A 13,174-nucleotide genomic window follows, 5' to 3' on the forward strand; every position below is an offset into this window, starting at 1 on the left:
GCGCCTTCTCCCGGACCGGGACGGCCGGATCCCTGCTCGATACGCAAGGCTCGCGCAAGCTGCTGTAGACGTTGCGCCACAGTCTGGCCTGCGCGAACTGCGCTCAAGCGACGGTCGCGGTCTCCCGCGGGCGCCGGCGCACGGCCCGGTGGCCGACATCCGACGCGACGCGCCAGCCGCCCCACGCGACGAAGAACCCGATCAGACCCGCGGCCAAGCCGTCGGCACTCGTGGGCACGGCCGGGCTGAAGTCGTGATAGGCGGCCTCGGCCACCGGCACGTCCGGATCGCGGAGCATCGCCACCACGCGCCCGAGTGGGCTCGTCGCCGCACTCAGGGCCTGCTGCTGGGCGCTCAGGCGGGCGAGACGGGCGATGTCGGCCCGGGCGGCCTCGCCTCGGCGGGCGACGAGTTGGTCCGGGTTGGCGCGCAGCCGGTCGACGGCGCCCTCGCGCGTCGTCCCGGACGCCTGCGCGTCGGATTCGAGGACCGCCACCTGCCGACGGAGCTCGTCCGCGGCGCCCCCGAGGCGCTGCGCGTATTGCTGCGCGAATTCCGGGGCCTGCGCGGCGACCACGCCTCCGAGCAGGCCGAGGGCGAGGCCGAAGGTGCGGAACACGCGAAACATGCCTGGCCTCCGGCGGGGGAATCGACCCCCGACAAAGAGCATGCGCGGGGCGGTGGTTCCAGCCGCGGGTGCGACGACCCCTGACCCGGCGTCTCAGCCCGGCAGTGTGAGGAGGCCGGCCTTTCCGTCGGCGCAGCCGAACAGCAGGCGGCCGCCGCGCGCGTCCCAGCCGAGCGCCGTGACGCCGCTCCCCTGGACGGCCGGTCGCACCAGCAACTCGGCCGCGTCGGTGAAGCGGACGAGCAGGATGCAGCCGTCCTCGTAGCCCATGGCCAGGACCGGCGCCTTCGGGTGGAATGCCACGCGGGAGACCCGGGCCGGGCGGACGCCGCATTCCCGCGGGGCCTTGCCGGTCGGACCTTCCTTGGAATCGAAGGGCCACACGATCGCCGCCTCGGCCCCGCTGGTGGCGAGCCAGTTCCCGTCGAACGACCACGACATCGAGCGGACCTTGCCGGGATAGCCCGACATCCGCATGTGCCCGCGATCCGGCTGGAGGCGCCAGCCGTGCAGGCTGTTCTCCTGCATGGTCGACACCACGAAGCGCCCGTCCGGCGACCACGTGACGTCGATATGCGAGCCCTTCCAGGTGATCACCTCGGCCGGCGTCTCCAGATTGGGGTACCAGAGGCTCACGCCGTTGTAGTGGGCGACGCCGAGCCGGTAGCCCTTGGGCGCGAAGACGAGGCCGCGGGCGGAGGACGGCGCGTCGAAGGTCTTCTCGCGGCCCTTCGCGTCGCGGGCCACGACGGTCCGGCCGGCCGACCACGCCACCGCGCCGTCGGGATGGGCGGCGAGCGCGTCGATCCAGGCGCCGCCCTTGGCGAGGCCGAGCTGCTCCATCGCGCCGTCGGCGCGGATCGCCACCACGCGGCCGTCGTCGCCCCCGGTGAGCAGCCGGTCGACTCCGCCGGCCGCGACGAGGATCCCGCTGTCGGGATGCGCGGCGACGCGGGTGATCCCGTCCTCCCGCACCAGCGCGACCGTGCCGTCGCTGAGCGCCAGGGCCGGCACGTCCTTCAGGAAATGCGCGGCGAGCACGTGCTCGCCGGGCTCCAGCGCGGCGACGTGACTGGTGAGGGACGGGTTACTGACGGGGCTGCTCATGTCGGGGGGACATTTGCGGCCGGCGGCGCGGTGCGCAAGACCAGGAAGGCGGTAATCAACGCCAGGCCACCCGAGATCGCCGCCGGGGCGATCAGCGCGTAGAGACCGAATTGCTGGTAGGCCCGCGCGCCCAGGTAGGCGCCGAACAGCAGCGAGATCCAGACGGAGGCGTCGCCGAGCCAGCCGAGCGGATCTCCGGTGCGGGTCAGGGCCTGCGCGATCTTCTGGCCCAGGCTGAACAGCGCGCCGGTGACGAAGGTGGTGCCGGCCCGGAAGCCCTTCACCTGCGCCAGAACCGCGTTCTGGGATCCCATCGCCAAGGCGACGAAGAAGGCCGCGACGCCGAGTTCGGGCGACTGGAGTCCGAGCCCCAGACCGGCGAGGATCAGGAGCGACTCGTAGGCGAGGACCGCCGGCGTCGCCCAGCGCGGCGGTACCAGGATCGCCAGCCCGCTCCCGAGGACCGATCCCGTCAGGAACGCCAGGATCAGGATCGCCGGGAGGATCATGTGGTGCAGCTCGACCTGGGCGCCGAGAACGGCGAGCTGCGTGGTGTTGCCGCTCATGAAGGATGTGTAGAGGCCGCCGAGCCGTACGAAGCCGAGGGCGTCGACGTAGCCGGCCATACCGGTGAGGAGTAGGCCGACGCCCAACTGAGCCGGGCGGTTCACGGTTCGGCCCCGCGGTCGCAGATCGGTAACGCTCTGTTAACCATTCGGACGCCTTCGTTCACGGGAGACGGGCCGCGGTTAACGCGCCGCTCACCAAACCCGAGCAATTCGATGCAAACACGGTGAACGCCGCGTCGGAAGGGGTCGTTGCCCCAGCGATCCGGCTCGGGAACACCGTGCCCCCGCCGGGTGAGTGGGAGTTGCGTCATGGTTCCGTTCGCCGCCGCGTTCGTCTGCCCGACCCTGCCCGTCCCGGACCGGGGCGCCGCCACGATCCTGGTCGTCGAGGATGAGCCGACCGTGTGCGAGCTGGCCGCCGAGGCGCTCCTCGAAGAGGGCTACCGGGTGCTCACCGCCGCGGATGCCTGGGAAGCCGAGGCGATCCTGGCCCGGGAGAGCGTCGACCTGCTCTTCACCGATATCGATCTGGCCCGCAACACGGACGGCCTGTCGCTGGCCCGGTGCGCCCGCCGGCTCTCGCCCGACCTCCCGGTCGTCTACACCTCCGGGGGCCGGGCTTCCCTGGCGGGCTGCGAGGCCGTTCCGGGCTCGGTCTTCGTGCCGAAGCCGTACCGCCCGAGCCAGCTCGTGGCGCTGACGCAGGACGTCCTGCGAACCGCGCCCGTTCACACCTTCTGAATTGGATCTTCGAGGATACCCGCCATGTGGCGCTCTCTTCCCGCACTCGGTCTCGCACTCGCCGCCGCGCTCGCTGCATCGCCGGCCGGGGCCGCCTGCGACGTGAAGGGCGCGCAGATCGAGGAGGCGATCGCCAAGAAGAGCGAGCTGCGGGAGGACGCCAACGCCCAGCTGGTGCGCGATCTGCGGACCCTGCGCGACGCCGCGATCGTCCTCGAGAGCTACAAGTTCCCCGGCGAGTGCGAGGTCCTGCTGGGGATCGTGCGCTCCCTGCTGGCCAATCCGGGCAAGACCATCGAGCAGAGCGGCGACACCGACGAGGAGAAGGCCGAGGACCTGATCGAGGCGCGCGAGCCCAAGGCCGCGGCGGGCGAGCCCAAGAACGCGCCGGGCGGGCCGAAGGCGAAATAGCGCCTCGCCGTCCGGGCCGCCGCGCCGCCTCAGCGCTCCTCGCCGGCACTGGCTCCGATCTTGGCGCGCGCCAGGGCGCGGCTGAGCTTGGCGGCGATCTGCGCGCGCAGCATCTCCGCCATCTCGATATCCACCAGGCGCCAGCTCAGGCCGCGCAGCCGCAGCCGGATCCGCGTGCGCTCGGCGCGTGACCCTTCCGGCGGGATCGGGATCACGACCGCGCGGAAGCCGCGCATCTCCAGGGCCGCGTAGTACGGCATGAGCCGCCCGAGGCCGCGGATGACCAGCCCCTCCGGCCGTGTGCCGGCCGGGCGCTCGAGGTCGAGCTTGTCGGGCCAGCCGTTGGCCAGCAGGTCCATCACCGTCTCCGGCGTCACCATCGTCTCGGCGAGCGCCAGGGCGAGGCCGTAGGCGGCGTCGTTGAGACGCTGGCGGTCGCGGGGCTCGAGGTCGGGATCGGTCTCGGACGCCGCGCGCATCGCGGCGGTGATCTGCCGGACGAGCGACAGGCGCAGCGTCCGGAAGTTCACGTGGCTCTCGACATAGGCGGCATCGTGCCGGCGCACCGCCTGCGCCAGGTCGTAGAGCGACCAGAGCGGGCTCATCGTGAAGGCGAGCCACGCCAGGGCGAGGGCGACCGGGACCGCGAGCCAGCGCACGGCCTCAGCGCCCCGTCCGCGCGGTCATGACCGCGCCGCCCATCGATCGAGGCCGGCGAAGGCGGCGACGACGCGCTCGTAGACCGGCCGCTTGAAGGGAACGATCAGGTCCGGAAGCTCGGAGAACCGCGCCCACCGCCACGCGTCGAACTCCGCCTTGTGGGCGCCGCCGCCGGGCCGGAGCACGTCGATCAGATCTTCGCTGCCGACGAAGCCGTAGGCGAACCATTTCTGCGTCTGTCCGCGGTAGCGGCCCTTCCAAGCCTGCTTCATCACCGCCGGTGGCAGATCGTAGGGGAGCCAGTCCGGAATCTCGGCCAGGAGCTTCACGGCCTCGGGCGGAACGTTGGTTTCCTCGTAGAGCTCGCGGCGGGCGGCGGCCTCCGCGTCCTCGCCGGGATCGATGCCGCCCTGCGGCATCTGCCACATGTGCGGACCGTCGACGTGCTCGGGACCGGCATCCTTTCTGCGACGCCCGACGAAGACGCCGCCGGACGGCGCGATCAGGGCGATGCCCACGCAGGGGCGGTAGGGCAGGGCGATGCCCGGGTCGGAATCCGTTACCATCGCGGCGACCATAGGTCAGGGGGAGGCGAGGCGGCAACGTCGACCAAGTCTTCACCGGCCCGGAAGGCGCCGGATCTACTTGCGCTGACTTTGGACACGGACACGCTCAATCGGCAGTCGAGACCCGCTTGTCGCGGGCGCCCCGCAGCGCCACGCTCGCCGGCACGAGGCGCAGCCCGCGCGAGTCGATCTCCTTCGCCCAGCGGGCGATCCGATCGATGCTCAGCGGTGTCCCGGTCGCCGAGACCAGGGCGAAGCCGTTGGCGCGGGCCCGGGCTTCGGCCTGGGCGAGCGCGGCGTCGATCGCGTCGGCGCGCGGCGTGGCGTCGAGGACGATCTCGGCACGGGCCACCGGCGTCTTGCCCTTGTTGGCGAGCGCCGCCGCGGGTTTCGGGGCCGTGCCGTCATCGAGGAACCCGAGACCGCGGGCGCCGATCTCGCGCAGGACCGGCTCGAAAGCCGCGTCGGCCATCAGCTTGGAGCCCATGAAGTTCACCGCGCCGACGTAGCCCGGGAAGCGGCTCATCGCCCAGGCAAGGCGGTCCGCATTTTCCGGTCCCCGCAGCGCGGTCAGCAGCGTCTGCGGACCCGGATCGCTGTCGGGATAGTCGAAGGGTTCCATCGGGAGTTGCAGGAAGATCTCGTGGCCGGCGTCCCGCGCGCGCGCCGCGGCGCGCTCGGCCTCGCCGCCGTAGGGCAGGAAGGCGAGGCTCACGGCGGCGGGCAGGCGCGCGGTGGCGCCCGCGGTCGCGGCCTGACCGACGCCGAGACCGGTCACCACGATCGCGATGCGCGGCCCGCTGCCGGCCTCCTCGGTCCGGGCGTAGACGTCGAGGGCGCGGATGCGGCCCTCGCCGAGCTTCGGCATGAGACCGTGGCGGCCCGCCTCGCTGATCCGCGGGTCGGGGGCCTGGGCGAGACGGGGGGCGCTCGGCGGCGGCACGCGGATCACCACCGCCTCGCTAGGCCCGCTGCCGGCCGGGCGCACGACCGTTACCCCGGACGCGGTCTCGACCTCCTCGGCGCTGTGCTGGAGGGGCGCCGTTCCCGGCGCCGTCGTGATGACCTGGGGCTGCTGGGCGACCGGGGCCTGTGCGGCCGGACGGGCCGCGGGTTCGCGCATCGCGATCGCCACCTGGACCCGGGGTTCACCGCCCTGGGGGTCGCCCAGCGCGAGCACGAGGCCGGCCGCCACCGCGAAGCCGGCCGCGAGCGCCGCGGCCGCGACCCGGGGCCTGCGGGCAGCCGCGATCAGCCGTCCGATCCGGCCTGGGGGCTGCTCCGGCGCCGCCTCCGGCACCCCGAGGGGGCGCGTGAGGATATCGTCGGTGGACTCGGTCAAGCGGCTCTCGATACGGGATCGCGGTTCCTGCGCCGGTCGGCGCGGTCCCAACCCTCGCATCCATTGCGGCCGGGTATGGTTAACGTTCCGCTAACGCCCGGTCCCAGAACGGGAAATCCCGCCCGGCGGGTGGCCGGACGGGATCGGGTCAGAGGGGCGCGGGGTTGCCGAACGATCAGTTCGGCAGGCTCGGCTTCTGCTGCTGCGCGGGCGTGCCGTTGGCGGCGCCCTTCTGGATGCCGTGCAAGAAGTCCACGGCCGAGATCAGCTGCTTGTCCTTGGCCGGATCCGGCGGGACGTAGGCGGAGGATCCGCCGCGCTCGTCGGTGTCCTTCTGCTTCAGATGACCCTTCAGCCCGGCCTCACCCTTGGTCTCGTCCTTGCCCTTGAGCTCCTCCGGCACGTCCTGCGTGACCTCGACGTCCGGCTCGATGCCCTTTGCCTGGATCGAGCGGCCCGACGGCGTGTAGTAGCGCGCCGTGGTGAGCCGGAGGGCGCCGGAGCCGCCGAGGGGGATGATCGACTGGACAGAGCCCTTGCCGAAGGAGCGCGTGCCCATGATGGTCGCGCGCTTGTGATCCTGAAGGGCGCCGGCCACGATCTCGGAGGCCGAGGCGGAACCGCCGTTGACCAGCACCACGATGGGCTTGCCCTTGGTCAGATCGCCGGCCTTGGCCGAGAACCGCTGCGTCTCGTCCGGGTTGCGGCCGCGGGTCGAGACGATCTCGCCGCGATCGAGGAAGGCGTCGGAGACCATCACGGCCTGATCGAGCAGCCCGCCCGGGTTGTTGCGCAGGTCGACGATGTAGCCCTTGATCTTGTCGGCACCGATCTCGCCCGTGAGCTTGTCGATGGCGGCCCGCATCCCGTCGAAGGTCTGCTCGTTGAACTGGGTCAGGCGGATGTAGGCGACGTCGCCACCCTCGATCTTCGAGCGCACCGGCTTGATCTTGATCACGTCGCGGGTGAGCGTGACGTCGATCGGGTCCTTCGACTCCTTGCGGCTGATCTTGAGCTTGACGCTCGAGTTGACCGGGCCGCGCATCTTGTCGACCGCCTGGTTCAGGGTGAGGCCCTGGACCTGGTCGTCATCGATCTGCGTGATGATGTCGTTCGCGAGCAGGCCCGCCTTCGCCGCCGGGGTGTCGTCGATCGGCGTGACGACCTTGATCAGGCCGTCCTCCATCGTGACCTCGATGCCAAGGCCGCCGAACTCGCCGCGGGTGGTGGTCTGCATGTCGCGGAACGCCTTGGCGTCCATGTAGCTCGAGTGCGGGTCGAGCGACGTCAGCATGCCGTTGACGGCCGCCTCGATCATCTTCGACTCGTCCGGCTTCTCGACGTAGTCGGTGCGGACCTTCTCGAAGACGTCGCCGAACAGGCTGAGCTGGCGGTAGGTCTCGGCCGAGGCGGCCACGGCCCGCGGACCCGACAGGAAGTCGGTCTGGGTCGCCACCATGGACGTTCCGGCACCGAGGAAGGCGCCGAGCATGATCAGGGAAGTCTTGCGCATCAGCCGCGAACCTTCTCGCCAAGTACCGTATTATTCGGGCTCTTCGCCCACCACGGCTCCGGATCGATGGAGCCGCCGTCCTTCTTGAACTCGACGTAGAGCGTGGGATCACCCTCGGACCCGCCGGGACCCGCACCCCTGTCGCCCATGCTGCCGACCGGTTCGCCCGCGAGCACGAACTGACCGACCTCGACGCTGATCTGGTCCATTCCCGCGAGCAGAAGATAGTAGCCGTCGCCCGCGTTGATGATCAAGAGTTGGCCATAGGACCGAAACGGCCCGGCGAACTGCACCCACCCGTCGGCCGGGGACGAGACCGACGCCTTCGGGCGGGTCGTGAACGACACGCCGCGGGTCGTCCCGCCGTTGCCGTCGGGCTGGTTGAAGCCGCGTGCGACGCGTCCGCTCACCGGCCGCGGCACTTCGCCCCGCGCCTCGGCGAAATGCACTTTGGGCGCGAGCCGTGCCGGATCGCGGAAGCCGGCCGCGGCGAACCGCTCCTGCGTGATGCGCACCTCGCGCTCCGCGGCAGCCTTGGCCTCCTCGGCGGAGCGCTTCGCCGCGGCGACCTCCGCCTCCGTGCGGTCGAGCAGATCCTTCAGGTTCTTGGCCTGCGCGCCGAGCTCGGTGGCGCGGCGTCGCTCGGCCGTGAGGCCGCTCTCCACCTCCGCCTGCCGCGCGCGCCGGGCGGCGACCAGGGCCTGCAGGCGCTGCTGCTCGCGCGCCCAGCCGGCGAGGTCGTTCGAGAGGCCTTCCTTGTCCTGCGCGATCAAACCGCGCAGCCTGATCATTTCCGCGAGATCGGCCGCGAGCGTGTCCACCTCGCCGCGCAGTTCCGGCACCACGGCACCGAGCAGCATCGAGGTCCGGATCGCGGCCAGCACGTCCTCGGGGCTCACCAGCACCGCCGGCGGCGGGCGGCGGCCCATCCGCTGGAGCGCCGCCAGGATCTCGGCGACGATGCCGCGCCGACCCTGCAGCGAGTGCCGGATCGCGGCCTCGCTCTCGCTCATCGCCTTCAGGCGCTCCTCCAGGCGGCTGAGGCGGTCTTCCGTCGCCTGCGCCTGTCGATTCGCGTCGAGGAGGGCGGTGTCGAGCTTCGCGCGGTCGGACCCGATCGCCGCGATCTCGGATTCGAACTGCGCGCGCTGTCCGGCGCTGGCGGCGAGGGCGTCCTGCACGCGCTTCAGGTTCTCGGCCCGGCGCTCCCGCTCCTCGTTGGCCCGCTGGATCGCCTCGGGATCCGTGGGCTTCGGGGTCTCGGCGCGCGCGGCGGCAGTGATCGACAGCGCGGCCAGCAGGGCGAGTGCCGCGCGCGCGCGCCGCGACCCAGGCTTCAACTCGGGCTCGGACATCCTCACGGCCGCTCAGCCCGCCTCACCGCGATGGTACGGGTGACCGGCCAGGATGGTGAGGCTGCGATAGAGTTGTTCGAGGGCGAGCACGCGAACGAGTCCGTGGGGCAGGGTGGCGGCCCCGAACGACAGGATCAGCTCCGCGCGCGTCCGAATTGAGGCGTCCAGCCCGTCCGGGCCGCCGATCACCACGACCAGGGCCGGCCGGGCCGCGTCGCGCCAAGCGGCGACGCGCTCGGCCATGGCCTCGCTGGCGAGATCGGCCCGACCGCGCTCGTCATAGGCGACGAGGACACCGCCCGCGGGCAGATGGGTCGCGAGCGCCGCCGCCTCCTCGGCGCACCGGTCGTGGGCGCGACGGGCGCGGGATTCCGGGATCTCGGCCATGTCGCAGGACGGGAAGCCGAGGCCGCGTCCGAGTTGCGCGGCGCGGTCGCGATATCGTGACGCGAGTTCGCGCTCCGGCCCGGCCTTCAGCCGTCCGACCGCGGCCAGGACCAAGCGCACCGACTCGGATCCGGCCTAGCCGGCCGCGATCCCGACGGGGCGGTCGGCGCCCCACATCTTCTCGAGGTTGTAGAAGCCGCGGACCTCGGGGCGGAAGATGTGCACCAGCACGTCGCCGGCGTCGATCAGCACCCAGTCGCAGGCCGGCATGCCCTCGACCCGGGCGTTGCCGTAGCCACGATTCTTCATCTCCTGGATGATCTTGTCGGCGATCGAGCCGACGTGACGCTGCGAGCGACCCGACGTGATGATCATCGTGTCGGCGAGCGAGGTCTTGCCGGCCAGATCGATCGCGATCGTCTCCTCGGCCTTCATGTCGTCGAGGCATTCGAGGGCGAGCGCCTTCAGGTCGTCCGAGCGCGCCTGACCGGCTTCGACCGGGGCCTGGACGGGGGTTCGGATCGTCTCCGTGTGACTGGTTTCGGGCAGAGTCCTGGTTCCTCGTTCTGCCGCACGGCGACGTCGGGCCTTGCGGGATCAGGTGAAATTGGCGGTATCGGGCCGCGATTGCAACCGCGCAGGCTTCGGCGGCGCCGTCCCCCGACCCGTGCGCGCGCGGATCTGCGTGGACGACAGGGTCGAGCGCGGCCCGTGCAGGAACATCCAGGCCGGGGGCGACCGCAGCGCGAGCGTCGACGCCGCCGCCTCGGGGACCCGGGCACCGGCGAGGCGCCGGGCCGCGCGGGCATTCAGCGGCGTCATGGTGAAGCCGGGCCGGTCGATGACGGCGATCGGCACGAGGCGGGCGATCTCGGCGAAGCCCTTCCAGCGATGGAAGGTCCCGAGGGAATCGGCTCCCATGACCCAGACGAAGTGAACGCCGGGGCACCGGCGCGTGAGGAAGCGCAGCGTCTGCACCGTGAAGCGGACGCCGAGCGCAGCCTCGATCCCGGTCACGGCGATCCGCGGGTGCCGGGCGATCTGGCGCGCCTGATCGCACCGCGCCGCGACGGAGGGGAGGGCGCTCCGGCTCTTGAGCGGGTTCCCCGGGCTCACCAGCCACCAGACCCGGTCGAGCCCGAGCCGACGCAGGGCCGCGAGCGTCACGTGCCGGTGGCCCAGATGGGCGGGATTGAAGGATCCGCCGTAGAGGCCGATCCGCATGCCGGGAGCGCTCGGCGGCAGGGTCAGCCGCACGCCGAACCGTCAGTGCGCGTCACGGACGGATCTGGCCGCTGCCGTGGACCCGGTACTTGAACGTGGTCAGCTGCTCGACGCCCACAGGCCCGCGCGCGTGCATCCGTCCCGTGGCGATGCCGATCTCAGCCCCGAAGCCGAACTCGCCGCCGTCGGCGAACTGCGTGGAGGCGTTGTGCGTCACGATCGCCGAGTCGACCTCGGCCAGGAAGCGCGTCGCCTCGGCGTCGTTGTCGGTGATGATCGCGTCGGTGTGATGCGAGCCGTAGGTCTCGATGTGCTCGATGGCGGCCTCGATCCCGTCGACCACCCGCACCGCGATGATCGCGTCGAGGTACTCGGTGTGCCAGTCCTCCTCGGAGGCGGCCGTCACGCGCGGATCGACCGCGCGCGTCGCGGCATCGCCCCGGACGGCGCAGCCGGCGTCGATCAGGGCCTGGACCAGCGGCGCGAGGTGCGTCGCCGCGCAGGCGCGGTCGACCAGCAGGGTCTCGGCGGCGCCGCAGACGCTGGTGCGGCGCATCTTGCTGTTGAGCAGCACGGTGCGGGCCATGTCGAGGTCCGCCGCCGCGGCGACGTAGACGTGGTTGATACCGTCGAGATGGGCGAAGACCGGCACGCGCGCCTCGGCCTGGACGCGCTCCACGAGGCCGCGGCCGCCGCGCGGGACGATCACGTCGACGCAGCCGTCGAGGCCGGCGAGCATCAGTCCGACCGCGGCGCGGTCGCGGGTGGGCACCAGCTGGATCGCATCCTCGGGCAGGCCCGCATCGGCGAGCCCGCGGCTCATCGCCTTCGCGATCGCCATCGCGCTGCGATGGCTGTCCGAGCCGGCCCGGAGGATCGCCGCGTTGCCGGCCTTGAGGCAGAGCGCGCCGGCATCCGCCGTCACGTTGGGGCGCGCCTCGAAGATGACGCCGACGACGCCGAGCGGCACCGCGATGCGCTCGATCAGCAGGCCGTTCGGCCGCTCGATCGCGGCGAGCTGGCGCCCGACCGGGTCGGCGAGCGACCCGACCTTCTCGACCGCGTCCGCGATGGCCGCGAGGCGCCCGGGGTCGAGCGTCAGACGGTCGATCAGCGCGGCGGTCTGGCCCGCGCTCCGGGCGGCGGCCACGTCCCGGGCGTTCTCGCCCAGGATCTCGTCGCGGCTCGCGCGAATCCGCTCGGCGATCAGCTTGAGCGCGACGTCCTTCGTCCGCGCCGAGGCCAGCGCCATGCGCCGCGCCGCCGCCCGGGCGCGGCGGCCGATAGCCGCCATCTGCTCCGGAAGGGCGTCGGCCTCGGCGAAGTCCGATCTCAGGTTCAGGACGGGCACGCTGGCGTCCTCGGTTGTCGACGGCCGCGCGCGCGGCCCGGACGGGGGAGAGCGCCGTATTTGCACATCGAACGCCGTCCCGACAAGAGTGCCGGGCCGGGAACGGTGGCGATCATCGAGACAAAAATTGTAAATAGATTAGCTTGTGTCGACGATTTCTAGAATAGTGCCAAGTCATCGCGGTGCACCATCCAGGCGCGACCGGGATAATTGAGCAGTTCCGGAATGCGCGCGCTCGGATGACCGATGATCAGCGCGGCCTCGGCGCTGTCATAGGCCACGAGACCGCGGCCGAGGATCCGGCCCTCCGGATCGCGGATCCTCACGGCATCGCCGCGGGAGAAGCTGCCCTCGATCGCGCGCACGCCCACGGGAAGCAGGCTGGCCCCGCTCCGGAGCGCCTGCTCGGCGCCCGCGTCGATCGTCAGGGTGCCGCGCGGCTCCAGCGAGCCGGCGATCCAGGTCTTCCGGGCGGCCGTGGGCGTTGACCCCGAGAGGAACCACGTGCAGCGCGCCCCGTCCCGCACGGCCTTCAGCGGGTTCTTCCCGCGCCCGTCCGCGATGACCAGGTGCGTGCCGCCCGAGGCCGCGATCTTGGCGGCCTCGACCTTGGTGCGCATGCCGCCCCGCGACAGCTCGGAGGCCGGGCCGCCGGCCATCGCCTCGATCTCGGAAGTGATCCGGTCGACCACGGCGAGGTGGCGGGCCTCTGGATCGCTCTGGGGCGGCGCCGTGTAGAGGCCGTCGATGTCCGAGAACAGCACCAGCACGTCGGCGTCGATCATGGTGGCGACCCGGGCGGCGAGCCGGTCGTTGTCGCCGTAGCGGATCTCCGAGGTCGCCACCGTGTCGTTCTCGTTCACGACCGGCACCGCGCGCATCTCCAGGAGTTTCAGCACGGTGGCGCGGGCGTTGAGGTAGCGGCGGCGCTCCTCGGTGTCCTGCGGCGTCACGAGGATCTGGCCGGCGACGATGCCGTGATGGCCCAGCGCCTCGGCCCAGTGGCGCGCCAGCGTGATCTGCCCCACCGAGGCCGCGCCCTGGCTCTCCTCCAGGCGCAGGACGCCGGGCGGCAGGCCCAGCACCGTCCGGCCGAGGGCGATGCTGCCCGAGGACACGACCAGGACGTCGACGCCGCGCCCGTGCAGCTCAGCGATGTCCTCGGCCAGCGCGGCGAGCCAGGCGTGGCGGAGGCGGCCGGCATTGCGGTCGACCAGCAGGGCCGAGCCGACCTTGATGACCACGCGGCGGAATTCTTCGAGGGCAGGGATCATGATTCTTGCGGGACGGCGCGTTCGGGGCGGGTGTGAACCAAGACCC

At 71.9% G+C, this 13,174-nt stretch carries 15 protein-coding genes; 2 read left to right on the forward strand and 13 right to left on the reverse strand.

What is annotated here, in order from left to right:
* Nucleotides 1-103: 103 nt before the first annotated feature.
* The 3 genes from ACLBYG_RS01115 to ACLBYG_RS01125 form a co-directional block, all read right to left on the reverse strand.
* Nucleotides 104-628: a DUF2937 family protein gene (locus tag ACLBYG_RS01115; RefSeq protein ID WP_447680327.1), complete on the reverse strand. Its 525-nt coding sequence runs from the start codon at nt 626-628 to the stop codon at nt 104-106.
* 93 nt (nt 629-721) lie between these two features.
* Nucleotides 722-1,735, reverse strand: a complete 1,014-nt coding sequence (locus tag ACLBYG_RS01120; protein WP_447680328.1) for a WD40 repeat domain-containing protein — start codon at nt 1,733-1,735, stop codon at nt 722-724.
* Nucleotides 1,732-2,406, reverse strand: coding sequence for a YoaK family protein (locus ACLBYG_RS01125; RefSeq protein ID WP_026604673.1), 675 nt, complete (start codon nt 2,404-2,406; stop codon nt 1,732-1,734). Before ACLBYG_RS01125 ends, ACLBYG_RS01120 begins: the two co-directional genes overlap by 4 nt.
* Before the next feature lie 207 nt (nt 2,407-2,613).
* On the opposite strand from ACLBYG_RS01125, the gene ACLBYG_RS01130 reads away from it, so the two are divergent.
* Nucleotides 2,614-3,045, forward strand: coding sequence for a response regulator (locus ACLBYG_RS01130; RefSeq protein ID WP_447680329.1), 432 nt, complete (start codon nt 2,614-2,616; stop codon nt 3,043-3,045).
* A 24-nt stretch (nt 3,046-3,069) separates the two neighbouring features.
* On the forward strand, nt 3,070-3,456 hold the full coding sequence (locus tag ACLBYG_RS01135) for a photosystem reaction center subunit H (RefSeq protein WP_091678006.1): 387 nt from the start codon (nt 3,070-3,072) through the stop codon (nt 3,454-3,456).
* 29 nt (nt 3,457-3,485) lie between these two features.
* On the opposite strand, the gene ACLBYG_RS01140 is transcribed toward ACLBYG_RS01135, so the two are convergent.
* From ACLBYG_RS01140 to proB, 10 genes are all read right to left on the reverse strand, one after another.
* Nucleotides 3,486-4,115, reverse strand: coding sequence for a DUF2939 domain-containing protein (locus tag ACLBYG_RS01140; RefSeq protein WP_020091472.1), 630 nt, complete (start codon nt 4,113-4,115; stop codon nt 3,486-3,488).
* A gap of 24 nt (nt 4,116-4,139) precedes the next feature.
* A complete protein-coding gene (locus tag ACLBYG_RS01145; protein WP_020091473.1) occupies nt 4,140-4,694 on the reverse strand; it encodes an RNA pyrophosphohydrolase in 555 nt (184 codons plus the stop codon).
* Between the two features lie 94 nt (nt 4,695-4,788).
* Nucleotides 4,789-6,024: a divergent polysaccharide deacetylase family protein gene (locus ACLBYG_RS01150; RefSeq protein ID WP_447680330.1), complete on the reverse strand. Its 1,236-nt coding sequence runs from the start codon at nt 6,022-6,024 to the stop codon at nt 4,789-4,791.
* Between the two features lie 175 nt (nt 6,025-6,199).
* Nucleotides 6,200-7,537, reverse strand: coding sequence for a S41 family peptidase (locus ACLBYG_RS01155; RefSeq protein WP_447680331.1), 1,338 nt, complete (start codon nt 7,535-7,537; stop codon nt 6,200-6,202).
* A complete protein-coding gene (locus ACLBYG_RS01160; RefSeq protein WP_447680332.1) occupies nt 7,537-8,892 on the reverse strand; it encodes a murein hydrolase activator EnvC family protein in 1,356 nt (451 codons plus the stop codon). The genes ACLBYG_RS01155 and ACLBYG_RS01160 overlap by 1 nt, the downstream gene beginning before the upstream one ends.
* A gap of 12 nt (nt 8,893-8,904) precedes the next feature.
* Complete coding sequence (rlmH, locus tag ACLBYG_RS01165) at nt 8,905-9,399, reverse strand: 23S rRNA (pseudouridine(1915)-N(3))-methyltransferase RlmH (RefSeq protein WP_447680333.1); 495 nt, start codon at nt 9,397-9,399, stop codon at nt 8,905-8,907.
* Nucleotides 9,400-9,414: 15 nt separating this feature from the next.
* The gene (gene rsfS / locus ACLBYG_RS01170; protein WP_085986769.1) at nt 9,415-9,747 is read right to left on the reverse strand and encodes a ribosome silencing factor; all 333 of its coding nucleotides are present in this window, start codon (nt 9,745-9,747) and stop codon (nt 9,415-9,417) included.
* A gap of 129 nt (nt 9,748-9,876) precedes the next feature.
* A complete protein-coding gene (locus tag ACLBYG_RS01175; RefSeq protein WP_447680334.1) occupies nt 9,877-10,536 on the reverse strand; it encodes a nicotinate-nucleotide adenylyltransferase in 660 nt (219 codons plus the stop codon).
* Between the two features lie 19 nt (nt 10,537-10,555).
* Nucleotides 10,556-11,854, reverse strand: a complete 1,299-nt coding sequence (locus ACLBYG_RS01180) for a glutamate-5-semialdehyde dehydrogenase (protein ID WP_447680335.1) — start codon at nt 11,852-11,854, stop codon at nt 10,556-10,558.
* 158 nt (nt 11,855-12,012) lie between these two features.
* Nucleotides 12,013-13,128 (reverse strand): glutamate 5-kinase, encoded by a 1,116-nt coding sequence (proB, locus tag ACLBYG_RS01185; RefSeq protein WP_447680336.1) that lies wholly within the window; start codon nt 13,126-13,128, stop codon nt 12,013-12,015.
* Nucleotides 13,129-13,174: the final 46 nt, after the last annotated feature.

Source organism: Methylobacterium sp. D53M (genome assembly GCF_053345625.1).